The organism is Paenibacillus sp. JT22N12 (assembly GCF_056269365.1).
The window spans coordinates 72,142-97,064 of record NZ_JBWDNU010000007.1 but is presented as its reverse complement, the minus strand read 5'-3'; the positions used below and the strand labels follow the sequence as shown (position 1 = coordinate 97,064).

General features: G+C 44.1%; 24 protein-coding genes. All 24 read left to right on the top strand.

What is annotated here, in order from left to right; translation table 11 throughout:
* Positions 1-123 precede the first annotated feature (123 nt).
* The 24 genes from AC0YOA_RS23845 to AC0YOA_RS23730 all read left to right on the top strand — a co-directional run bounded on the left by AC0YOA_RS23845 (position 124) and on the right by AC0YOA_RS23730 (position 24,918).
* Entirely contained in the window at positions 124-2,844 is a 2,721-nt protein-coding gene (locus AC0YOA_RS23845; RefSeq protein WP_475788769.1) for a stalk domain-containing protein, read from the top strand.
* 73 nt (positions 2,845-2,917) lie between these two features.
* Positions 2,918-4,078, top strand: coding sequence for a sensor histidine kinase (locus AC0YOA_RS23840; RefSeq protein ID WP_210039017.1), 1,161 nt, complete (start codon positions 2,918-2,920; stop codon positions 4,076-4,078).
* A 7-nt stretch (positions 4,079-4,085) separates the two neighbouring features.
* The gene (locus AC0YOA_RS23835; RefSeq protein ID WP_210039016.1) at positions 4,086-4,814 is read left to right on the top strand and encodes a response regulator; all 729 of its coding nucleotides are present in this window, start codon (positions 4,086-4,088) and stop codon (positions 4,812-4,814) included.
* Positions 4,815-4,985: 171 nt separating this feature from the next.
* Positions 4,986-5,384: a glycosyltransferase family A protein gene (locus tag AC0YOA_RS23830; protein ID WP_475788768.1), complete on the top strand. Its 399-nt coding sequence runs from the start codon at positions 4,986-4,988 to the stop codon at positions 5,382-5,384.
* Positions 5,385-5,737: 353 nt separating this feature from the next.
* On the top strand, positions 5,738-7,828 hold the full coding sequence (locus AC0YOA_RS23825) for an ATP-dependent helicase ComFA (RefSeq protein WP_475788767.1): 2,091 nt from the start codon (positions 5,738-5,740) through the stop codon (positions 7,826-7,828).
* A gap of 12 nt (positions 7,829-7,840) precedes the next feature.
* A complete protein-coding gene (locus tag AC0YOA_RS23820; RefSeq protein ID WP_475788766.1) occupies positions 7,841-8,677 on the top strand; it encodes a ComF family protein in 837 nt (278 codons plus the stop codon).
* A gap of 120 nt (positions 8,678-8,797) precedes the next feature.
* A complete protein-coding gene (locus AC0YOA_RS23815) occupies positions 8,798-9,220 on the top strand; it encodes a TIGR03826 family flagellar region protein (protein WP_475788765.1) in 423 nt (140 codons plus the stop codon).
* A gap of 174 nt (positions 9,221-9,394) precedes the next feature.
* The gene (gene flgM, locus AC0YOA_RS23810) at positions 9,395-9,676 is read left to right on the top strand and encodes a flagellar biosynthesis anti-sigma factor FlgM (protein ID WP_210039012.1); all 282 of its coding nucleotides are present in this window, start codon (positions 9,395-9,397) and stop codon (positions 9,674-9,676) included.
* 28 nt (positions 9,677-9,704) lie between these two features.
* Complete coding sequence (locus AC0YOA_RS23805; RefSeq protein WP_210039011.1) at positions 9,705-10,205, top strand: flagellar protein FlgN; 501 nt, start codon at positions 9,705-9,707, stop codon at positions 10,203-10,205.
* Positions 10,206-10,224: 19 nt separating this feature from the next.
* Positions 10,225-11,757 (top strand): flagellar hook-associated protein FlgK, encoded by a 1,533-nt coding sequence (gene flgK, locus AC0YOA_RS23800; RefSeq protein WP_475788764.1) that lies wholly within the window; start codon positions 10,225-10,227, stop codon positions 11,755-11,757.
* Positions 11,758-11,775: 18 nt separating this feature from the next.
* The gene (gene flgL / locus AC0YOA_RS23795) at positions 11,776-12,684 is read left to right on the top strand and encodes a flagellar hook-associated protein FlgL (protein WP_475788763.1); all 909 of its coding nucleotides are present in this window, start codon (positions 11,776-11,778) and stop codon (positions 12,682-12,684) included.
* Positions 12,685-12,697: 13 nt separating this feature from the next.
* Positions 12,698-13,267, top strand: a complete 570-nt coding sequence (locus tag AC0YOA_RS23790; protein ID WP_475788762.1) for a DUF6470 family protein — start codon at positions 12,698-12,700, stop codon at positions 13,265-13,267.
* 108 nt (positions 13,268-13,375) lie between these two features.
* Positions 13,376-13,813 (top strand): flagellar assembly protein FliW, encoded by a 438-nt coding sequence (gene fliW / locus AC0YOA_RS23785; RefSeq protein ID WP_475788761.1) that lies wholly within the window; start codon positions 13,376-13,378, stop codon positions 13,811-13,813.
* A gap of 14 nt (positions 13,814-13,827) precedes the next feature.
* A complete protein-coding gene (gene csrA / locus AC0YOA_RS23780; RefSeq protein ID WP_475788760.1) occupies positions 13,828-14,076 on the top strand; it encodes a carbon storage regulator CsrA in 249 nt (82 codons plus the stop codon).
* A 115-nt stretch (positions 14,077-14,191) separates the two neighbouring features.
* Entirely contained in the window at positions 14,192-14,959 is a 768-nt protein-coding gene (locus AC0YOA_RS23775; RefSeq protein ID WP_475788759.1) for a flagellin N-terminal helical domain-containing protein, read from the top strand.
* A 153-nt stretch (positions 14,960-15,112) separates the two neighbouring features.
* Positions 15,113-15,496, top strand: a complete 384-nt coding sequence (locus tag AC0YOA_RS23770; RefSeq protein ID WP_475788758.1) for a flagellar protein FlaG — start codon at positions 15,113-15,115, stop codon at positions 15,494-15,496.
* A gap of 12 nt (positions 15,497-15,508) precedes the next feature.
* Entirely contained in the window at positions 15,509-17,005 is a 1,497-nt protein-coding gene (gene fliD / locus AC0YOA_RS23765) for a flagellar filament capping protein FliD (RefSeq protein WP_475788757.1), read from the top strand.
* 14 nt (positions 17,006-17,019) lie between these two features.
* On the top strand, positions 17,020-17,397 hold the full coding sequence (gene fliS, locus AC0YOA_RS23760; protein WP_475788756.1) for a flagellar export chaperone FliS: 378 nt from the start codon (positions 17,020-17,022) through the stop codon (positions 17,395-17,397).
* Positions 17,397-17,723 (top strand): hypothetical protein, encoded by a 327-nt coding sequence (locus AC0YOA_RS23755; RefSeq protein ID WP_475788755.1) that lies wholly within the window; start codon positions 17,397-17,399, stop codon positions 17,721-17,723. Before fliS ends, AC0YOA_RS23755 begins: the two co-directional genes overlap by 1 nt.
* Positions 17,724-17,844: 121 nt before the next feature.
* Entirely contained in the window at positions 17,845-20,115 is a 2,271-nt protein-coding gene (locus tag AC0YOA_RS23750) for a motility associated factor glycosyltransferase family protein (RefSeq protein ID WP_475788754.1), read from the top strand.
* Positions 20,116-20,255: 140 nt separating this feature from the next.
* Positions 20,256-21,266, top strand: coding sequence for an SDR family NAD(P)-dependent oxidoreductase (locus AC0YOA_RS23745; RefSeq protein ID WP_475788753.1), 1,011 nt, complete (start codon positions 20,256-20,258; stop codon positions 21,264-21,266).
* A gap of 32 nt (positions 21,267-21,298) precedes the next feature.
* On the top strand, positions 21,299-22,579 hold the full coding sequence (locus AC0YOA_RS23740; RefSeq protein ID WP_475788752.1) for an ATP-grasp domain-containing protein: 1,281 nt from the start codon (positions 21,299-21,301) through the stop codon (positions 22,577-22,579).
* Between the two features lie 30 nt (positions 22,580-22,609).
* Positions 22,610-23,902: a sulfatase-like hydrolase/transferase gene (locus AC0YOA_RS23735; protein ID WP_475788751.1), complete on the top strand. Its 1,293-nt coding sequence runs from the start codon at positions 22,610-22,612 to the stop codon at positions 23,900-23,902.
* Positions 23,902-24,918 carry a TylF/MycF/NovP-related O-methyltransferase gene (locus AC0YOA_RS23730; RefSeq protein WP_475788750.1) on the top strand — a complete coding sequence of 339 codons (1,017 nt, stop codon included), beginning with the start codon at positions 23,902-23,904 and terminating at the stop codon, positions 24,916-24,918. The genes AC0YOA_RS23735 and AC0YOA_RS23730 overlap by 1 nt, the downstream gene beginning before the upstream one ends.
* Positions 24,919-24,923: the final 5 nt, after the last annotated feature.

Genomic DNA, 24,923 nt, shown 5'->3' with positions numbered 1-24,923 from the left:
ATCGGATAGCTTTTTCTTTTCGTTCTTCGCCCGCTGATAGGACTCTTCTATCAAGCGTAACTTTTTCCAACTAGTAATAGTCTATAGCTAATAGACTTTTATGATGGGAGAGTTGCAGGAGAAATGCGCAAACTTGATAGAATAAAAAAGAAAAATGTCGTGAACACACGGAATTTGACGAAAAAACAGGTACTTATCTTAACGTTGGGTGTATCTATACTCGCTCAGCCGCTCTCTATAGCAATTCCAGCGGTTGCCTCTGCCGCCACCGATACAAAGTCCGCCAATGCCTCTCAGAGCACGCAGGAGCAGCTGGTGCGTGTCTACGAGGAGATGATCACCTCCGGTGCGAAGCGTGTGGATTACAAATGGGCAAATAAAACAGGCTCGGGCGCAGAGCAGTCCAATGTCCATGTCATAGAGGTGGATTTGACCAATCCCAATGTGAAACTGGATGTCATGAACGGCAAGACAGGTGCGATTACCGGTTATGCCTCGACCGGAAACATGGTCAAGAACAGCGGCGCTGTCGCAGGCGTGAACGCGGACTATTTCAACACGTCGGGAAAAGGCGTGCCCATGGGGGCTGAAGTCCTCGGAGGCACATTGGTAGCAAGCCCCTCCAAGCTAAAGGGGATGTACGCCTTCGCGGTGACTGCCGACCGGAAGCCGATGATAGACCTGTTTGACTTCAACGGAACGGTAACCGCGGCGGATGGTACGGTATTTCCGCTTGCCGGCATCAATAAAGCTTCTTATACGATCGAACCGGAGAATACATACAGCCATGCGAATGCGATGTATATCTACACGAGTGCCTGGACGGCTCCCCGCCCTGATGCCAAAGAGAGCTCCACAACACCGACGGAAGTTCTGGTAGTGGACAATGTTGTCACTCAAATTGCCGAGAATTCGATGATTCCGGGGACTCCTCCGGCCAATGGCTATATTTTGCGGACGCACGGCAAAGCGGCAGAATTTGTGCGCGATCATCTGCAAGTAGGTCAGCCCGTTACTTCCATTTACGGCCTTGTCTCACAAACAACGGGGAAAACATATGATCCGGGTTCTCTGCAAATGCTGGTTGGCGGACATACGATCCTGGTTGATGAAGGTAAAGCGTCAGCTTACTCCAGAAGCATCAGCGGGATCAGCGGCACAGGCGATCGTGCGCGCACTGCCGTTGGATACAGCAAGGATGGCACCAAGGTATATATCATCACCGTTGAAGACAGCGATAACAGCGAAGGGGTCACGATTGCCGAGCTTCAGAAGCTGATGGTTCAGCTTGGTGTGTGGCGGGGCGTGAATCTGGACGGCGGAGGATCGACCACGATGATCACACGGCCCCTCGGTGAATTCAGTGCAGGGCTCACATTCCCTACGGAATATGGCACCGTGCAGCGCCTGATTCCAAGCGGCTTGGGTGTATTTACGACAGCCCCGCAGGGACAGGTAAAAGGAATCAAAGCAAGCGGGAGCGGCGTCCTCTTTATCGGTCAGCAGGCTACCTATGAGATGAAAGCTTACGATACCTACTATAATCCGATCGATCCCGGAACGCTGACGCCGACCTGGAGGTCATCCAATACGCTGGGTACATTCTCGGGAAATACGTATACAGCTCAAAAAGCGGGGAAAACAACATTAACCGTCAAATCCGGCAGCGGCAGCGACGAGCTTCCAGTGGAAATTGTCGGCGGCGATCAGCTTGCCCAGATGAGCGTCGATGTGAGTTCGCCGGTCCTGGAGCAGGGCAAGACCGGCACGATTTCCGTTGAGGCAGTCCTTAAGGACGGTCGTAAATTGACGGTGCCCGCTTCCTCTATCAAGTGGGAGCTCCACGGCTTCAAAGGCACCATTAGCGACGGTACACTGACCATAAATTCAATTGATGAAGGCGCCAAGGCAGGTTATGTGATCGCCCGTTATGACGGCTTCTCCTCTGTAGCGGTTCTGGCTGCCGGAGCGGATAAGAAATTTGAAGATTTCGAGCAGACGACCTACCCAATCACCTTCTCCAATACGAATGGTGTAGTGGGGTCTGCGACCCTGGTTGCCGGATTGTCCGAAAATGCGGCATCGAAGGCGCTGCAGCTCACTTATGATTTCACAGGGGGCAGCGGCACGAAAGCAGCCTACGCCGTCTTCAACACGACAGGCAAGGCATTGGAGGGCAAACCATCTGCCATTACCTTGGATGTCCTTGGCGACAACAGCCTGAACTGGCTGCGCGCTGAATTTATTGATAACACGGGCAAAGCGCATCTTGTGACACTTGCCAAACAGGTGGACTGGACAGGCTGGAAGCAGCTCAAAATCAATCTTCCGGCTGACGAGATGGCGTACCCCGTGAAGCTTAAACGGATATATATGGCCTCACTTGAGGATGGCCAGGATGAACGGGCATTGGCGGGATCTGTAGCGTTCGATAATATAAGCTTCCAATATGCGGCACTGGTTGCGGAGCCCCCCCGCACCACAATCCAGCTGGTGGTCGGCTCCAAGTCGGCGAAGGTTGGAGGAGTGGCGATGAAGCTGGATGTGGCTCCTCTGGTGATTAAAGGCACCACGTATTTGCCGCTCCGCTTTGTTACCGAAGCGATGGGGGCACAGGTTGTGTGGGAGCCTGCGAATAAGCGGGTATCCGTACTTCGCGGCGACAAGCTGATGGAAATGTGGATCGGACGCGAGGAATTCCTGCTAAACGGAATGCTCAAGGAATCAGAAGTAGCCCCAATTACCCGGTCAGGACGGACCTTGGTCCCAATCCGCCTTGTGTCGGAACAACTAGGACTTACCGTAAATTGGGATGGCAAAATGGGCACGATTACCGTCGAATGATAGTGACGCGTTTGCGTAATTGTGTGCTATGATAGAAAGTAGATATTTTTTAAGAAAGTGGGCCGAGTCTAACGTGGATTATCGCATTAACGATATCGATCGCGTGATCAAAAACGCCGTTCTTGTGATGGAAGACAGTAAATACCAAATTTACGAAATTTGCGAATCCGCGCGCAAAGAGCTTTTTTCGCTCGGCCAGGAGCTTACCCAGGTCATTAAAGAAGCAGCTGAAATTATTGATAAAGTGGACAAGCTGGAGCTCGACTATCGTCGGGCCCGGATCCGGCTTACGGAAGTAAGCCGTGATTTTGTAAGGTTTAAAGAGCAGGACATTAAGATTGCCTATGAGAAGGCTACCCAATTACAGCTGGATCTTATGGTTTTTCGGGAGAAAGAAAGCTACTTGAAGGCGCGTCGCGATGATTTGCAAAAGCGGGTTCGCAATGTCGAGCGGTCTGTTGAACGGGCCGAGTCGATCGGATCCCAGATCAATGTCGTCCTCGAGTATCTGTCCGGCGATCTGAATCAGGTGACCCGGATCCTGGAATCCGCCAAAAATCGCCAACAAATCGGGCTGAAGATTATTTTGGCCCAGGAAGAAGAGCGCAAACGGATCGCCCGGGAAATTCATGATGGTCCCGCACAATCACTCGCAAATATAGTTCTTAGGACGGAAATTGCGGAAAGAATGCTGGGAAAGCAGGAATTTCAATTAGTACAAGAAGAATTAATAGACTTGAAGGGACAGGTTCGCTCGGGAATTGAGGAGATCCGTAAAATCATCTTTAATCTGCGTCCTATGGCCTTGGATGACCTGGGACTTATCCCGACCCTTCGCAAGTATGTCCAGGATTTTGAGGAGAAGACCAAGATTCGGACGATATTCGACACAATCGGAAAGGAAATGCGATTGCCCTCCGCTATGGAAGCAGGCATGTACCGGCTTGTTCAGGAAGCCTATAGCAATGCTTTCAAGCATGCAAACCCTACTTTCGTCGCGCTTGAATTTACGTTTCAGGCACAGATGGTGAAGATTGTCGTTAAGGATAATGGCGTCGGTTTCCATGTCGATCTGATTGAATCCCGGACCAAGGACAACGCACATTTCGGTTTGATCGGAATGCGTGAAAGAGTGGAACTGTTGGAAGGGAGGATGGAGATCGAATCGGCAATCAACGAGGGAACAAGAATTACGATTCATATCCCTATCAACGCGGAGCAAAGAAAGGAGTAAACTGACGATGGATCAAAGAGCAACGACTGCCAAACGCAAGATTAAAGTATTAATTGCAGACGATCATCAACTATTCCGCGAGGGACTCAAGCGGATCCTTAATATGGAAGATGATTTGGAAGTCATTGGCGAATGCAACGATGGTATACAGGTGCTGGAGTTCTGCAACGAGAACAAGCCGGAAGTTGTGTTGATGGACATTAATATGCCCATCGAGAACGGTGTTGTCGCAACCGAGCGGCTGCGCGACATTTTTCCCGATGTGAAGGTTATTATTTTATCCATTCATGATGATGAGAGCTACGTGTTCGAGACCCTTCGCAAGGGAGCATCCGGTTATTTGCTCAAGGACATGGAGGCGGAGGCCTTAGCGAATGCGATTCGCTCCGTCGTGAGCGGCTATGCATACATTCATCCCAAAGTGACGGGCAAGCTGATCAATCAGCTGCGCCGGATGACTTATCTGGACGAAATCGGTTCAACTTCGGGCGCTGCGGCAAGCCGTGAGGCCGGTGTGAAATTTGTCCCCAGCGAGAATAATCCGCTGACTCGCCGTGAAGCAGAAGTGCTTCGCTTGATGGCTGAGGGCAAAAGCAATAAAATGATCGGTGAATATTTGTTTATCAGTGAAAAGACGGTCAAAAACCATGTCAGCAGCATTTTGCAAAAAATGGAGGTTGACGACCGGACACAAGCGGTCATTAACTCCATCAAGTTCGGCTGGGTGACCCTCTAGCATTAACGTTTTACATACAAAGGAGAAGAGCTTCCGCATCTGGCGGAAGCTTTTTTCATTTTTTTTTATCAGCTATCCCGTACAGAGGCCTCTTTGTGCGACTTGTCCGTTGGTGTCCCGCACTTATAGGCTGCTGGCGGCATATGATGTCACAAAAAGGAGGTGGCCGCCTTGATCCCGATTTTGCTGGGAATCATCGGTTGTTACGCCTTGGCAGCTGCTGCTGTGCATCTGGCTTATGTCTTCACGAGGAAAAAGAGACGAGCAGAGCGGCATTATGTCCTGCTCGCCCGGAATGAGCAGCATATGATGGAATGGTATATACGGTCAATCCGCCGGCTATCCCACCGGACAGGAGAAGAAGTAAAGGTTACAGTGATTAATCAGGGAAGCGAAGACGATACCTTGCAGATTGCGGGGAGATTTGCAAGAAGCGGGATGAAGGTGGACATAGCTTCCGGGTTGCAGCCTGACGTAACCAGTGCCGTATCGGACGATGAACCATATGAAGGAGAGCAGGTGCTCGTGGATCTGGGAAAACCTGCGGAGCTGTTGAAGCTTCCTCTATGACAGCCTGGAGGACAAGAAAAGAACCATTCATGAGGATTGCTTACGCAGAGGAGGTCGGGGTATAATCAGCTATATACAATTATCGGACGAGTGAAGCACACACGTACCGCTGCCCCAAGGCAGCTGGCGGGTGTGCTTTTTTTGTTCGATTTATACATTCTGAAGGGAAGATTCGCTTCGCTATCAGTGACGGTATCAGCGATTTCTTCTTGCTGAACACGAATGCAAGTGGCTTTTATCGTTTTTCCATGCGGCTGGTGAAGGAGCTTGCCTGTTAGGATGCCCACTGATGTGGTTCAGGACAGCTTGAAAGTGGTTGTTTCACGGAATAATCGGATCTGGAGGAGGAGCCTTTGAAAGTTACTTTATACATAATGAGATCCGGGCAGGAATCCCGTGCGTCATGGTCGATAGCGCCCGAGATTGATTTTGCCTACTGGCTGGATACCGCTTTCCGGAATGAGGTCGATCAGGAGACCAAGGGGATTCTACTGTCTTCCAGGTATGGGAATATGAATACTATCGCCAGTGAATTGAACGGGCGCTTGCTTGAAGCAAGGGTCATAGAACTGATTGTTTGGCCATATATGCTGCCGCTTGGTCTTGCGCAGAGGATTTCAAAACATTGGCCGGATTCTGTTCGCAAGGGGGCTAACAAGAAGGAAATAATCAGCCAATTGACACGTCAGATTCGCGAGTCAAAGCTGATGGACATGAAGATGGATCACGCTCATCCAATGGCACAACCCGTCGAGATAAGAACACCGGATTCCCCCACTTCCACGGACGCGGTGGCTGCCCGGGAATTGGCGCGGCAAGCATGCGGCGCCGCCTTGAGAGTGCAGGGTCGGCTGCTCCTTACCGGCGAAGTCCTTGCACTAATTGCGGCGGATGCCCGTGAGATCTCTGAAGGCGTGCCCGTACAGGCGTCCTGGGACGCTGTTGCCCCCGCACTCCAGTTGGCCGCTTTGCAGGGTCTGATGGGTTTGGATAGCGCAGTTTCCCAGCAGGTCCCAGATTCGCAGCCGTTATGGCGTTCAATGCGGCGTAAGGGTGCGGGAGCACAGCTTCAATGCCAGCGCTGCGGCAGCACAGCTGCCCGGATGAGACGAACGCCATGTGCAGTATGCGGGCAGTCGTGCGCCTATTGCGAGGCGTGCTTGACCATGGGACGAAGCCGCGAATGCAGCCTGCTTGTCAGCGGCACTCCGGTGCGGGCGGCCAGAGAGGACGGGGTCTGGCCTGCTGTTGAGTTTGCCGCGCCCCATACGCGTTCACAAGCACGGGGTACGGATGACCGGCTTGCACGCTGGAGCCTGAGTCCGGCGCAGAGTGCGGCGACTGCGGCAGCGCTGAATTACATGGAAGGCGGCGATGCTTCTGGTCGGACCACATGGATTCAGTGTATTGCCGGGCTTATTGGAGGCACTGCGCCAGCCAGCCAGCAGCGACGCTTCCTGCTGTGGGCCGTGACGGGGGCGGGCAAGACGGAGATGATTTTTCCGCTGATTGAAGCCTGCTTGCAGCAGGGGGGCCGGGCGCTTATTGCGACACCAAGGCGCGATGTTGTGCTTGAACTGGATCCCAGGCTGCGCAAAGCCTTCCCAGGCACAACCGTTGTTACCTTATATGGCGGGAGTACACAGCGCTGGGAATATGGCGAATTGACGATTGCCACTACACATCAGCTGTTTCGTTTTCGTCATGCTTTTGATCTGGTAGTAATCGACGAGCTCGATGCTTTCCCTTACCATAACGATCCGATGCTTCAATATGCGGCAGGCCACGTATGCAAGCCTGGTGGAACAACAGTCCTGCTTTCTGCCACACCGCCTGCGCAGTTGAGACGTGCTGCGCAGCTTGGAGGCCTGGCGCATGTCCGTGTACCCGTGAGATTTCACCGGCATCCGCTGCCTGTGCCAAAGCTAATCCGGATTCCGCCGGTAAGCAAGCTGCTGCGGCAGCGAACTTTGCCGCACCTCCTCGTCTCAGCTTTGAAAATATCAATTGGGCGGGGCGCTCAAGTCTTTATGTTCGTCCAGCAAATCCGTGACGTGCAGCCGCTTGTCGGGAAGCTGCAGACTTTATTTCCCGACATTGCGGTTGAGGGAACCTCCTCCAAGGACGGGGACCGTGCCGACAAGGTGCTTCATTTTCGCGACCGCAGCATTCGTTTATTGGTTACAACGACCATTTTGGAGCGTGGCGTAACCGTTCCCAAAAGCGATGTCTATATTCTTGACGCCGATGGAAAATTATTCGACGATGCTTCGCTTGTACAGATGGCGGGACGTGCAGGCCGATCCAAGGATGATCCGGCAGGTCATGTCTATTTCTGTGCTTCAGCACCAACAAAGTCTCAAAAGTCTGCGATTGCCCAAATTAGAGGAATGAATAGAATCGCAAGAAAAAACGGTTATCTTGTTACACCAGGGAAGGAGTAAGGATCAGAGCCCATGCCATCCTTTTGGAGCCTGCTGCACCAAACATTACCGAAAGCTATTCATAGCATTACCGCTCTGTTGGCGCCATCGTCCAGCCAGTGTCTGATGTGCGGCAATGCGTCACGGCGTGCGGCGGATGCCCCAGTCTCCGCTCTTTGCGGAGACTGCCAGCAGGCTATACCATGGATCAGGCATATTCATTGCCCGGTTTGTGGACGGCCCGAGCACTGTCCGGACTGCATGCGCCGCGAGGATACGGCATTTATATGCAACCGCAGCGCTGTTCGATATAGTCCGCTCATAAGAGAGTGGCTCGCTTTATATAAATACCGCGGCCATGAAGCGATTGCGCCGCTGCTTGGAGAGATGCTCTTCACTGCATATTCACAGACGGTCACAGAGATGACAGGAAGGTCGGAAGCCTTTGCCATCAACGGATTCATTCCCGTGCCGGTGAGCGAAGAACGTCTTCTTGAACGCGGCTTCAACCAGGCCGAACGGCTCGCCAGGATTATGGCAGAACGCAGCGGACATCCGGTATTCGATATTTTAAGACGAACGCGGCATAGCGGCAAGCAAAGCTTCAAAACCAGGGGCGCCCGTATAAAGGATGCCGAGAATCTATTTGCAGTGGATCATGATAGTTTTACATCTATGCTGCTTCAGCTTTCATCGATTCGTCCGGAGGGAAGTTTACAGAATCATAGACCCCGGCTGATGATCATTGATGATATTTATACGACGGGAAGCACAGTCAATGCCTGTGCTCATGCGATCCAGGACGCGTACCGCAGGAGCTCTTCAAACGGCATAATCGAAATTTTTATTTTGACATTATCCAGGTCCTAAGTTAATTACCGTTATATGGGAGATCGAGATGACGCAAACATTTGAAAAAGATGATGAATATTGTCAAATTATGAGTTAGAATAAAGGTAAGTGTACGTGCTGTAGAAGGAGGCAAGAGGCATGGAGCTCGACAACTGCCCGCGATGCGGCAAATTGTTTGCCAAGAACTTTCGTGAAGTATGTCCCGCCTGCATTAAAGTCATTGATCAGGAATACCAGACATGCTCCGATTATTTACGCAAAAACAGAGGAACAACGATCAACGAATTGTCCGATGAGACGGGGATTACGATTAAACAAATTACCAAATTCATTCGAGAGGGCCGGATCTCTCTCATCGATGCCCCTAATTTATCTTATCCATGTGAGGCTTGCGGAACGCTCATTCGGGATGGCAACATGTGTCTGGACTGCAAGACCCGGCTTCTGGCGGATGTCAAAAAATCAAACGCGCAGCAGACAGCCAAAGAAGAGCCGGAGAAACCGCCTTCCTCCGCAGCGGCAGCCTACCGGATTATGGACCGTCTTCGCGATCGAAAATAACGATATCCATTCTTCTATAAATTTTTATATAAAAGTGCCGATAATACTCTTATACAGAGTTATCGGCTTTTTTACGTAGTAAAATATACATCTTCTCTGTACTTTGATTTAATATATAGGGGACGGCACCTGACTGCCGATCCTGATGGTTGCCTTACATTTGGAGGGATTACAATGAAAATCAATGAAACACAGAGAATTGGAGCAATGAACCCTTATCAGAAGCAGAACGAGCAGCGGACTGAGAATGCAGGACGCAAGCGGCAAATCGATGAGGTACAAATTTCAGCAGAGGCGCAAGAGATGCTATCATACAGCCGCACAAGCAAAGCCGACCAAAGCAAGCGTATCGACGAACTGAAGCAATCCGTAAGCACTGGGAGCTATCATGTTGACGCCGGTAAAATTGCCGAGAAGCTGCTTCCGTATCTGACAGATAAGAAGAAAGACAACTAAACAACCATTATGAAAATAGGTGAGCCCTGTGTCAGTTGAAATCATCGTCGAAACGCTGGAGAAGCAGGCGGAGCTGTATGCGCTGCTTTTGGAAACGGCCAAGCTGAAAACTCCCGTGCTTGTGAAGAACGAAGTGGAGCAGTTGAATGCAATCATCCAAAAGGAGCGCAAGCTGCTGGTGCAGGCCGAGAAGCTGGAGCTGCAGCGGATGCAGTATTCGCACAGCTATTTTCAAAGCATTGGCGTGATCCGATACAAGGGCGGCAAGATAATTGATATCATTCGAACCATCACATCTCCGCAGGAAAAAAAAGAACTAACCGAGCTCCATGGAAAGCTGACGGGATTGCTGGATGAGCTTCAGAAGGTCAATAAACTCAACCAGGAGCTTACGATGCAATCGCTCAAATTTATTGATTATTCAATTGATCTTGTCATCGAGGATCCCAATGATTCGGTTACCTACCAGCATCCGATGAATACCGGTTACGGGAATCAACGAAACGGTTTTTTCGATACAAGAGGGTAGATAGAGGAGGCAACCTGCAATGGCGTCAACTTTTCATGGCATTGAAACGGCCAAAAGAAGCGTATTGACTCAACAAGCGGCAATCAATACGGTAGGCCATAATATTTCGAATGCAAATACGGACGGATACTCCCGCCAAAGAGTGACTATGGTTGCGAGCCGGCCTATGGAAGCATTCGGCATGAACCGCTCTACGGCTCCGGGACAGCTCGGGACAGGTGTGGAGTTCACGGCAATCAACCGGATCCGTACGGCTTATCTGGACGATCAATTCCGCAATCAGAGCAAATATCTGGGAAGCTGGTCGGTCCAATCCGATACGCTGAGCAAGCTGGAGGCTGTCGTCAACGAGCCATCGGATACGGGGATCCGCACGGTTATGGATAAATTTTATCAATCGTGGTCCGATTTGAGCAAAGACCCGGAGAATGTTACAGGACGTAAAATCGTTCGTGAAACCGCTTTGGCTTTAACGGATTCCTTCAACCAGACCAGCAAGCAGCTGTCCGATTTGAGCGCCGATCTAACGAGCAGCATCGATGTGAAAGTAACACAAGCTAATACGCTGCTCAGTACCATCTCTTCGCTCAATTCCGAAATCAAACGTATTGAATCTCTTGGCGACAATGCCAATGATCTGCAGGACCAGCGGGACTTGTTAACAGATCAGCTGTCGCAGATCGTGAATATTCAAGTGACCAACACGCCCGATGGCTACACGATCGCTATGGGAGCTACCAATCTATTGACCGGTGATACAGCGACTCCGTTAACCGCCGCTTCTGTGGCAACCGCTTATCAATCGGGAGATTTGAATAACGGCGAAGTATTCGGAATGATTGTTTCCCGCGATGTCTACGTGGCCGACTATCAGCGCCAGTTGGACGTGCTGGCCAATACACTCGCCAATGGCGATATTAATGTCACCGTGCCTGCCGGTTCCATTCTTCCTGGAACGACAACTCCGCTTGCCGCAGATACGGTGATGACGGTTAAAGGAATCAACGGCTTGCATAAATTGGGTTATACGCTTGAGGAGCCGGCAACGGCAGGGCAGGATTTCTTTACTTTCAAGGCGGGGACGACCGCTATAACGGCGTCCTCCATTCAGCTTAATACGGCTATCAGCAATGACGCCAATAAAATAGCAACATCCATGCGGACGATTACGACAGGCGGCGTTGCATCGGTTGTGAAGGGCAATAACAGCATGGCTCTTTTGATGTCCGAGCTGAGCGACGTAAAATTCAAATTTGACCAGTCCGCAACGGGCAACGGGATTTCCGAAGCGACAATCAGCAACTTTTACAATTCGATGGTGGGTTCGCTTGGCGTGCAGTCGCAGGAATCCCAGCGTCAATACCAGAATGCGCAGGCACAGACCGATCAGGTTGAAGGCAGCAGACAGTCGGTCAGCGGTGTCTCACTTGATGAGGAGATGTCCGACCTGATCAAATATCAGCATGCCTACAGCGCCTCTGCGCGATTTATGACAACTTATGATGAAATGCTCGAAAAATTAATCAACGGAACCGGAACGGTCGGCCGTTAAGAATAGGAGGGGATCATAATGTCACTACGAGTCACTCAAAGCATGATGCAAATGCAGCTCTCGCGCAACCTGAACCGCAACCTCTCCCAGATGGAAGGTTTGCAGGATCAGTTGACAACAGGCCGTAAGATCAATAAAGCATCGGATGATCCAGTCGGTATCACCTATGCGCTGCGTTACCGCGGGGAGCTCGCATCTAATGAGCAATACCAGAAAAACGCGGACTCCGCCCATTCTTGGCTGGATTTTAACGATACCGTGCTGAATCAGGCGGGAGATGTTCTGAAAAGGGTAAAAGAGCTTGTTGTACAAGGTTCCACCGGTACGAACCCCCAAGTCGCACTTGATAACATTCGGGATGAAATCGGCCAATTAAAGGGGCAGCTAATTGATATTGCAAATAGTAAAATGAATGGCAAATATGTTTTTAATGGTCAAACCTATGATAAGAAGCCATATGATGAAGCCGCTACAGGGTTTGATGCCTCAGCAGTTGTAACCGATGAAGGAGAAGTCTCTTATGCTGTTGGAGTCGGCGTAGTTCTGCCTGTCAATGTTACTGGAAATGAAGTTTTTGGTAATCCGGGTGAATCGGACAATGTGTTCACTGTACTTGATAATATTATGGCTTCTTTGGCTGCTGGCAATCATGCCGATGTATCGGCGCAGTTAAGCAGCTTGGAAACAAGAACGAACAAAGTTCTAAATGCCGCCTCTGATATCGGTGCAAGAGTCAATCGTGTAGAACTGATGCAGAATCGCCTTGATGATTTGGAACTTAATTTAACATCCATGCAATCCAATGTTGAAGATGCCGATTACGAGCAATTGCTCATTGATTCCAAGGTCAATGAAAATATTTATCAAGCGTCCCTCTCAGTAGGATCCAAAGTGATTTCGCCTTCACTCGTTGATTTTCTCCGATAGGGTGTGAGTAGCAATGAAGCTTCCCGTGATTCAAGCAGAGTCACAAAAAGGGCGCATCGGGATTGAGACCCAGCCAGGTTTCTATGATATCAAAACCCGTAGAGCAGATGTCCATATAGAGTCCTCTCCTGCACAAATAAATATTCAATCCCAGGCTCCTGAATTAGATATTAACCAGGACCGGATGTGGGAAGCCTTCAACGGTGGAAAACCAACTGCTTTCATCACTCGCATCTATTCCCAAATGCCCCAAATCGCACTGCAAGGTATAGCGCTTATTGTGGAGAAAGGAAATAGAATGGGGGATTTGCGTATACGACAGGATCCAATTCCGGATATCGCATTGGAAAGTATGCTGGAAGGAGCGCCGGACGTCGAAGTTTTCGGTCCCGCCACTGCCAAAAATGTGGACATTCATTTCACTGTTCATCATCCCGATATTCAAATAAATCCGGGGAAGGTAGATACCCAGGTACAAGTGAATAAGCCCGAAATTCAATATCAGCGTGGTAATATCAACGTATATATGGAGCAATATGCATCGATACGCTTTCAGGTAGCTAATATGAATATGCTCGTTTAAGTTTGCAGTTGATGAACATTAAGCTATAGGGGACCCTAGTCGGTTTCATTCTATAGCTTTTTTCATTCGAATTAGCTAAGATGGCAACATGAATGGAGTGTGGAAAAGATGGAGCTTCGTACAAGTCGTTTCGGAGAACTGAACATTTCAGATGAAGATATTTATAGGTTTCCTAAAGGATTGCCGGGATTTGAAGAGAACACAACATTTGTTATTATATCACCTGAAGAAGATGAACCCTTCTCCTTTTTGCAATCGGTTACGAATGAGAAGCTGGTTTTTGTGCTGGCTGATCCATTTTTGTTTTATGCGGATTACGATTTTGAAATTCCGGATTCTGCACTTGCGGAGTTAGGAATCACATCAGAGGTAGAGGTGCTTATTCGCTCGATCATCAGTGTTCAAGAGCAACTGGATGAGGCGACAATTAATTTGGTCGCCCCTCTCATTTTTAATATTAACAAGAATTTGGGCAAACAGATTGTTTTGGGGAAAACTAATTATATGACGAAGCACACACTATTTTCTACAGCGGGAAATAGATAGAAGGGAGCGTCGCAATGCTTGTACTCTCACGAAAAAAAGGAGAATCCCTTATCATCCAGGACAATATTGAAATTACAATATTGGAAGTGACAGGAGATACGGTGAAAATTGGTATCAACGCGCCCAAAGAAATCGAAGTTTTGCGAAAAGAAATCTATTCTATGGTAAAGGAAACAAATCAGGAAGCCGCGGCGCTGTTAAGCGATCTTCAAGCCATTAAGGATAGAATGAAAAAAATAAAAGAAAGTGATGAGAAGCTATAAATGTTTGCCATGTTTCGCCGATATATATAGTAGCACCGGTTAAGGGCGGCCGACCTCGACCCGGTATACCACACGGATGTGGGCACTATACGACCATTCAGGGAGGAAATTACAAATGCGTATTAATCACAATATCACAGCGCTTAACACACACCGCAACATGGGTTTGAACAACGTTGCAACCAGCAAGAACATGGAGAAACTTTCTTCTGGTCTTCGCATCAACCGTGCAGCTGACGATGCCGCTGGTCTTGCCGTTTCTGAAAAAATGCGCGGTCAAATCCGTGGTCTTGAGCAAGCTCAACGCAACGTTCAAGACGGAATTTCCTTCGTTCAAACAGCTGAGGGCGCAATGAATGAAGTTAGCTCCATGCTTACTCGTATGAAAGAGTTGAACGTTCAAAAACTGAACGGTACATACTCTTCCGGTGACAAATCTAATATCGATCAAGAATTAGATGAACTCGGTGAACAAATCGATAAGATCTTTGATGACACTAAATTCAACGGAATCAACATTACTTCCAGCGCTACGATCCAAATCGATGATGCTTCCGGTACGATCACGATCGATGCGATTTCAACCACTGGAATTAAAGGCTTGTCAAGCAGCTCTGATCTGTCTGCAATCGAGGATGCAATTAAAAACACTTCCACAGAGCGCGCTGCATTGGGTGCTAAACAAAACCGTTTGGAATATACTTCAAACAACTTGGGAACGACTGTTGAGAACCTGTCAGCTTCCGAATCACGAATCCGTGATACTGATATGGCGAAGGAAATGGTCGAGTTGACCAAGAACAACATTTTGCTGCAAGCTTCGCAATCGATGTTGGCTCAAGCAAACTCACAGCCGCAAGGCGTATTATCCTTGCTTCGTTAATTCTTATTTCAAGTGGAGAGACCTTGATATTTTCAAGGTCTCTTTTCTTTCCCTACATATAGCATTTTCTTGAATGGAGGGAATTAAAGCTAATAATCAAGCGGCTTTCTACCGATATTGATAATAGAAAGATTATTGAATCGGGGTGGGCATATGTCAATCAATGTATCTTCAGTAAACAACACGACGAGCTATACAACAGATAAAACTGTGAATAGTGTTCCGGCTGCGACTGCGGACGAAACAATTACGAGAATTCACTCTGTAGATGCTTTGCAGAAGGCCGAGCGAAGTGGGGAAAAAATATCGGTAGGAGACGAGCAAGTCGTGAAGAATATTGAGCGTGCTCTGAAGGCTATTCAGGGTCCGGATACGATGCTTGAGATGTCTGTCCATAAAGAAACCAATACAATTATTGTAAAGGTAAAAAACAAGGATACCGGGGAATTGATCCGGGAAATTCCTCCTGAGAAGACATTGGATTTGGTTGCGAAGTTTATGGAAATTAACGGCATACTTATAGATGAGAAGATATAGGAGGTTTGGCATATGAGAATTACGGGGCTTGCATCCGGTATGGATGTAGACGGCATGGTAAGTGAGTTAATGAAGGCTCGCCGCACTTCGCTGGATACCTTGGTTCAGAAGCGTACTACGGTGGAGTGGCAGCAGGAGGCTTACAGGAGCATAAGCACGAAGATCGTCGATTTTCGAAACAACAAGCTATCGAGCTATAATTTATCCAATTCCATTGGGGCCAAGAAAGCGGAGGTGAGCGGCAACACGAGTTCGATAGCCATTAATTCTGCTGCATCATCTGCTGCTGGTACTTTGGATGTCAAAGTCAATAAAATTGCAACAACGGCAAATACGGTTTTCACTTACAATGTTGATAATGATTCGGATGAAACGGTTGATAGCACTGCAGGCAAAACCCTTGCTGATCTGGGGTTCAGCCTATCTGGAGGAACCGGCAAATTAACCTTTAATGTTGTCAATGATAAAGGTGTTTCAACGAATGTAGACGTTAGTTATTCTGCCACAGACAAGCTTAGTGATTTGGTCAAAAAAATTAATGCAAACAAGAATACAAATGCAACAGCCATCTATAATGAAACGACTGGGCAGTTCTCCATTTCGAATACGAAAACAGGTGCTGGAGATGTACCGGTGACTGGGATTCCTACTTCCTTCACGGCGGCAAAAACGGCCGGAAATGACGCTGAAGTAGAGATTAATGGAATCGTATACACCCAGAAGAGCAATCAGTTTAATGTAAACGGAATTGACTTTACTGCTAAAGCCGTATCGGGTACAAACGGGAATTCCAAGGTAACCGTAGCAACGGATACCGATAAAATCGTCAACACTATTAAATCTTTTATCAGTGATTATAATAGCTTGATTGAAACCATCAACTCGAAGCTGTCTGAGGAGAAGTACAGAGGATATACACCGTTAACAGATGCCCAAAAAGAGGACATGAAAGAGAGTCAGATTACTTTATGGGAAGATAAGGCGCATAGTGGTCTGCTGAAGAATGATTCTATACTATCCAAGCTGACTTCCGATTTGAGAATAGCTTCTACAGCAGCAGTAGATGGTCTGGATATCCAATCCCTGGGTATCGAGACGGGAGAATGGTTCGATAAAGGCAAATTGGTGCTCAAGGATGAGAGCAAGCTTCGGGCTGCCATTGAAGGTGATCCGGATAAGGTTATTGCTTTATTTACACAGACAAGTACCGATAAATCACCTAGTAGTAGCACAACGGGTATCTTTGCAAAGATGACCGACTCTACTCTGGAAGCTTTGAAGATGCTTTCTACCAAGGCAGGAACATCTACAAGCAGCACAGACATCAATTCTACCTTTATGGCTAACTCCCTTCTAAGCACTCAGATTACTTCTATGAAAGATAGTGAATCAAGTATGGCTGCAAGATTATCGATTATTGAGGATCAATATTATAGACAATTTTCTGCTATGGAAACTGCGATCAATAAGCTAAACTCACAGTCATCCAGTTTATCGAGCTTCATGTAGAGGAGTGAATAAAATTGATGAATTCGCCATATCGTGCATACCAGCAATCATCTGTGCAAACCTCGCCTGCACAGCTTGTCATTATGCTTTATGATGGTGCTATACGTTTTACGAAGGCTGCTATTGATGGCATTCACAACAAACAATTTGATGTGGCGAATACGAACCTGAAAAAAGCCCAGTCCATCATCCATGAACTGACGGCTTCTCTTAACTTTGATTTTCCCATATCGAAAGAACTGGTTCGTATTTACGAATATATGCTTCATCAATTAATTCAAGCTAACGTAAAGAAGAATGCAAGCTCCGCTGAGGAAGTATTACAGCACCTTCAAGAGCTTCGTGAAGTATGGAAGCAAACATTAAAAACAGCACCTGCAGGTCAGTTCTAATGAACACGCATTTAAAGAAACTATATAATTTTACAATGGTATTGACCAATAATGTATCTGCTATTGACCAAGCTGCTATTGAAGAATTGATTTTGCTTCGGGATGAAGTTATTGAGGAGTTAAAGGCCCAAGAGAAACTGACGCAAGAGGAGAAGGCTAGAATCCAGGATATAAACAAATTCGATGAGATCCTTATTAGTCAAATGGTTGTGCTTCGTGACCAAGCTTCTCAAGCACTGGATAAAATAAATCGGTACAAGCTCCAACGGAATATTTATGAACAAAAGTATTCTGGGGATAGTTATTTTATTGATAAAAAGAAGTAAATTCATGTCCATATTTTAATTAATATTTTCCAGCCGCCAGGATGAATTTGCCTAGCGGTTTTTCTTATACTTTTGCTTCATTTAGCCGATATAAAAGATATACCATCTAGGAGGAACAGGCATGGGAGATCAAAGACTCGAAATTGAAGAGGTCTTAGAAGAAGTGAAGGATTTCTTGCCCAGAATCATTGAGGCTTGCGATTCCGTTTCGGAGTTATTCTTTGATAAAATGACTGAAGAATCATGGAAAATATTCGGAGAACTTGTTCGGGGGATGGACGATTTATATAAAACTATGAATTCTATATATAGAGGTATTACTAATTTAGAACAATATAGTGCCTTGTTTTTATTATTTGATAAAACAATTAAAAATTTTAATTTAGCCTTTAAAGAAATGAATCGGTATGTAGATGAAGATGAATATGTACAAGCTGCTGATTTTATCAAGTATGAGCTTATGGTTATTTTTAAACAATTTTCCACTGATTTGGGACCAAGCCGATCCGATAGAACCCATCAATATCAGAGAAATTTAGTTTATCTGAAAAAGAACTATTCAGCTGTTTTTTTACAAATCTCCTCTCTTAAGAGAAATAGCAAGACACATCAAATCACTTTTAATCAGGACAATTCACCTAATTTATATATATCTATAAACGAGGATAAAAAAGTATATATGTACAGTAGGTATGATCCATGGTATGAGGCTGAGCGCTGGACCAGGCAGATTGCCCATACTGTTGGAGAAAAGCGGAATGTAATTATTTATGGCTTTGGCTTGGGGTACCATTTGGAGCAGTTTGCAAAATCTTATCCTCAGCAGCTGGTCTATGTGTATGAGCCAGATGAACAGGTATTGCTGGCTGCAATGGAGATAATAGATTTGCAGCGTTTATTTTCTCAATTGAATGTAAAAGAATTTGTTGTAGGCCGGAATAAAAAAGATAGAGACTATATGTTTTACCGATATTTAAAGCAAGTAAAAGGGGAAACTGCGACAATTTCCCTCCCGGTTTATGACAAGTTAAATATTGAGCAGAAAAGAGAATTTTATGTAGATGCCAAAACGGCCATATTGAATTACTTTTCTTCTAGGCAGATGTATGAAAAATTCGGATTACAGTGGACAAAGAATATTCTCTATAATATGCACCAGAATTTACATACCCAATCTATTGCAGGTCTAAAGGATAAATTGGAAGGTTTGACGGCTGTAATTGTAGGAGCTGGCCCCTCTTTAGAAGCGGATATAGAAAATTTAAGAAATCTAAAAGGACACACTATTATTATTGCAGCGGGCTCAAGTATTCAATCTTTACAGCATTATGGGATAGATCCTGATCTTATTGTATCAATGGATGGAGCAAACTCAAACTATAAAGTATTTGAAAGAATAGACACAAAAAATATACCGCTTCTGTATGTGCCACAAATCGAATATAGGATTATAGAGGATAAACCACAATTACTCCATGCTTTTTTCTCAAATGATCTCATTACTCATTATCTGATGGGACTTTCCAAGAATGATCCCATGTTTGAATCAGGACACTCTGTAACTGGCACTGCTATACAAGCAGCTGTATTTATGGGCTGTAAAAGGGTCATTTTAACCGGACAAGATTTATCTTATCCTGGTGAGAGTATTTATGCACCTGGCGCTAAGCATCTCAATCAGAATTATAATGATAGGATTATCAGGGAAGCTTCTATAAGAGTGGAAAATGTTCATGGTTCAACCAATCGAACCAACCAAATAATGCAGATTACGTTAGCGGATATAGAAGAGTTGATTGCCAAAAATCCCTCTGTCAGCTTCATTAATACTTCTCAGCTTGGGGCAAAAATAAAAAATACATCATGGTCCAGAATGGAGGATGTTTTAAAAAGTCTGCAAGATAATCAAGTCAGTTCAAATTATTTATTAGGCATGATAAATCAACACCTATATCATTATGATGATAAGCGCAAGACCGAAACATTGAATAGAACCATAGATATAAATAAGCAAGTAAGTGAGTTGGAAATAAAGCTTAAACGAATGAGTAAGAAATTGAGTAAGTTATCGGAATTGAGCCGCACGAATCAACAAAAATGTTTAAATACAATGGTTGAAATTGAAACCGAGTGGGAATCTATTGTTGTAAGTACATCTTTTAATACGATTTACCTGACTGCGATGAAAAATGATATTTATGAGTTTGATCGTGAGCGCCCGGCATTAATAGATGAGAAGAATCTGATTAAGAAAGCAGCGCTTTTCAGTGAAATTGTTGGAAAAATTATTATAAAAATGCAAGAACTCACTCCGGATATCTTGAAGCTGGTTGAGGAGGGACTTGTCAGAATAAAGGATAGAAGCAAAAAGGAATCCATACATGCAACTTGAGAATAATCATTTTTCATGTAGGACCATCAGTAAACTATTATAAAAGGTGAAATTAAGGCGCTAAATATTATTTTTGTTCTGATCAGATTATTTAATAGTGATGCTTAAGCTATTGAGTAGTAAAGGAGTTCGAAGCTTTGATGGGGATGTATGAGGGCAAGAAGATACTTATTACTGGAGGAACAGGGACGATAGGACATCAATTAGTTCGTGTACTTCTCAAAGATTCTCCAGCGGTTATTCGTATTTTTAGTAGAGATGAGCATAAACAATTTGAGATGCAACAATTATTAAGCCAATATAGTAACACACTCAGGTATTTAATAGGTGACATTAGAGATATAGACAGGTTAACGAGAGCTATGGAGGATATTGATTATGTGTTTCATTTGGCGGCAATGAAACATGTTCCAGCATGTGAATATAACCCGTTCGAGGCTGTACAAACTAATGTTATTGGAACACAAAATGTGATTAAGGCATCAATTCAATGTGGTGTTTCTAAAGTTTTGTTTACTAGTAGCGATAAAGCAATATCACCAACTAACACCTATGGGGCAACTAAATTGACTGCTGAACGAATGATTTCAGCTGCGGAGTATCAAAAAGGTCCTAAACCAATCATTTTTTCTTCTGTTCGTTTTGGAAATGTAATGGGATCACGAGGGTCGGTAATTCCTTTGTTTATTAGTCAGATTAAGGAAGGACGGGCAATTACTTTAACAGACCCAGATATGCTCAGATATATGATGACACCGAAACAGGCTGTAAACCTTATCTTAAAGGCAAATAAGAATTCCATAGGCGGGGAAGTTTTTGTTCTTAAAATGCCAGTTATCAGACTGGGTCACTTAGTCGAAATTGTAATTGAGGAAAATGAAAAGGCAAGAATTGAAAACAAGATTGTAGTGGAAAGGACAGGGCTCCGCCCTGGCGAAAAGATGTATGAAGAATTATTATCAGAAAGTGAGCTCCCTAGAGCTCTTGAAACAGAAGATATGTTTATCTTGCCTCCGTTATATCACAATTCAAGAAACAAATATGATATAAAATACGGTAATGTGGAAAAACAGCCGAGGCCTGATTTGAAGGATGCTATATCCAAAGAAGTTTTACGTGATTGGCTGATTTCTGAAAAAATTATCCAGTAATGCTATTTAGTAAACGAAAGAGGGATATATTGGTGAAGAATGTGCTAGTTTTTCCCTGTGGTTCTGAAATTGGTCTTGAGATAAATCGTGCTTTAGGGAATTCTACTCATTTTAGGTTGTTCGGAGCGAGTAGTGTGAAGTCAAATCATGGAAGATTTGTTTATAGAAATTATATAGAAGGATTACCTATGGTAGATTCGCCCTTATTTTTCTCGGAGATTGAGAAAATTGTAAGAGAATATGAAATAGATTACATTTATCCTGCTCATGACAGTGTGGTTACAGAATTATCAAAATATAGGAAAGTATTGAATGCTGAAATTATAGCATCTTCATATGAAACTTGTAAAATTTGTCGTTCAAAAAGCCATACTTATCGTTATTTTCAGGAACTCCTAGAAGTTCCCAAACTCTATACTGATCCATTGAATATGATTATAGACTATCCAGTGTACTATAAACCTGATGAAGGTCAAGGATCGAAAGGGACTGGAATAGCAAGTAATATAAATGAATTAAGAGTTCAACTAAATTTAGATCCTACTATTATTATCATGGAGCTTCTTCCAGGGAAAGAATATACAGTGGATTGTTTTACTGATAGAAGTGGTAATCTACTGATTGCTAAAGGAAGAATACGAAGAAGAATAAGCAATGGGATTAGCGCAGATACATCGCCTTTTATTGATCATCGATTTGAGAAAATCGCCTCCACCATTAATCAACGACTTCAATTGGAGGGGGCATGGTTTTTTCAAGTGAAAGAGCGAGCAGATCATGAACTCGTTTTGCTAGAAATAGCACCTAGAATTGCTGGATCTATGGGGATGTATCGGAATAAAGGGGTTAATTTTGCTGCACTCAGTCTATTCAATAAAATGGGGATCGATGTTGAAATTTTAGAAAACCAATTTAATATTGTGATGGACCGAGCCTTGATAAGTCGATTTATTATTGATTATGAATATGAACATATTTATCTGGATTTAGACGATACAGTAATAATTCAAAATAAGATAAATCCTTTTGTTATGGCTTTTGTATTTCAAAGTATTAATAACTCTAAAACAGTACATTTAATTACTAAGCATAAGGAAAATATAACTACAACACTACAGTATTTCCGCCTTGACAAAATTTTCAATTCTATTATCTGGCTTGGACCTGATGATGAAAAATATCTTCATATTAATGAAGAAAATGCAATCTTTATTGATGACTCTTATGCAGAGCGAAAAAAGGTTGCAGAAAATTTAAAAATACCTACTTTTGATGTCAATGCTGTTGAGAGTTTGATTGACTGGAGAATGTAAATTATCCCAAATAAAGAAAAGAGATATAAGATGTTAAATAGTAAGCCTAAGAATCTCGTAGTCATTCATTTGGAAAGCCTCTCTAATGAGATACTCAACCAGGAGAGGGGGCAGTTTGCAGCTTTGGGGAAAATACAAAGTCAATCATTAGTGTTAGAAAATTTTTTCACTACTGCTACATCATCTTTAATGGCTCTCACTGATTTTCTGTATGGGAATGATCGTGAACTAGATAACTCTCCAAGTTTTGATGAATTTGTAGGGCCAGTAGGTTATGAATCTAACTTATTTGATCTTTTAAGGGAACATAACTATCAAACATTAGGAATAGGTTTTCCAAAGATCTGGAGAGATGATATAAAAAGGTTTGGATTGTGGAGTAAAAATAACCAGAATGAACAATTTATCTGGAAAGACACATTCTCCAACGCAATAGAACATATTAATGAGTTTGTAAAAACGTCTGACCAACCTAAAGCATTATACATTTGGAATGAATTAGGCCATATATATTATAGTGACGAATATAAGGCAGCCGGCAGTAATTTTCATGAAAGAAGGAGCAAGGGCTATAAAAGAATAGACCAAACAATCGAAGTAGTTCTAGATATATTGAAAAACAATCAAATGCTGGATGACACTATCATTGTAGGATTTGGAGATCATGGAGATGAGTTATGGACGCATTCATTAAATAGTGGTTTTTGCCACGGCATCGAGCCGTATACTAATTTAATAAGAACTCCAGCTTTTATCTATAGACCAGGGGAACCAAGCGGCATTGAAAAGAAACTGACTCAATTAACCGATATGAAACAAACAATTCTACATTTATTAGGTTTGAATGAACCTAATAGGAATTCATTTTCGGGGGTTAACATTCTCTCGAATAGTAATGATTATGTATATAGCCGTAATATGTTTGCAAATCAATTAAGTGAAAGAAATTCCGGAGGAATTAATAAATCTTTTGCAGTAACCAATAAAGATTATCATCTTATGGTGAGTGATTTTGGAATGGAATTATACGCTTACAGGCTCGACCCGACTAACCATTCTAATTTATTGAGCTTTTTTGATATGAAGCCTAATGGGGAACTGCTTTTCAATAATCGCGGCGCTTCGCACACTCACTTCAAAAAAATTATGCAGCAAGATCAAGTCAACTACATATTAGATAACTTTTATGCATTAAAAGATAGGCTTTCTGAAAAAATTAATGAACGAAACGGTAACATAATTAGTGCGCGTAAATATATGCTTGATTTGGAGGCGCTTCTCAAAATAAGAAGCCGTAGCTATGTGTGGGGAGTGCACGGATAATGAATACTATTTCTAAGTACAAACTGGTTATTTTTGGTACTGGCGGATTGTGGAGTTTAATAAAAGCATATATTGACAATGAAAAAGCAGAGGTAGTGGGGTTTATTCATAGCGACCCCGAAATGAAGAACACTTTCATTGATGGAGTAAGAGTTATCTCTCTAGAGGATGTAACTAACAATAAATATGATTATATATTACTAGCAAGTGGAAACTATGATGCAATGATAGCGCAGTTATCTAATCTAGGAATAGCATTGTCTAACGTAATTGGATTTAAGATTAGCGAGTCTAGAGTCTTCTATAATGTACAAAAAGCTGTTAATTCGGAGCTCACTGCAATAACAAATTGGGACAAAACTGAATTGTTTTTTAATAAAAAAATGGAATCTCTTTATTTGTGCAATATGAATTTGCTTGGAAGAGAAAGACTAATCAGTATGGAGGATGAGTCAAATGACTATATTCGATTATCAACTTTAGAGTTGCTTGCAAGTGAAATTAGAGATAACTCTATTCCAGGAAATGTTACCGAACTTGGTGTATATAAAGGAGATTTTGCGAAATTCATTAATCGTCTGTTTCCCGATAGAAAATTATTCTTATTTGACACATTTGAGGGGTTTAATTTTAACGACCTAGAGCAGGATATTAACAATAATTATATTTCTGTAAAAACAAATAATTTTTCGGATACTGGAACTAATATCGTTCTATCGCGAATGGATTTTCCGGATCAATGTATTATAAAAAAAGGATATTTTCCCGATACTAGTCATGATATAGAAGAAACATTCTCACTAGTTAGCATTGATACGGATTTATATACTCCTATTTTGGAAGGATTAAAATTTTTTTATCCTCGATTATCCGAGGGAGGGTATATTCTTATTCACGATTATAATAATAGTATATTTAAAGGTGTTAAGTCTGCAATTAGAGATTATTGTAAACAAAAAAAAATTAGTTTTGTTCCTGTGAGTGATAGCGGGGGATCAGTTATTATAACCAAGTGAATTAA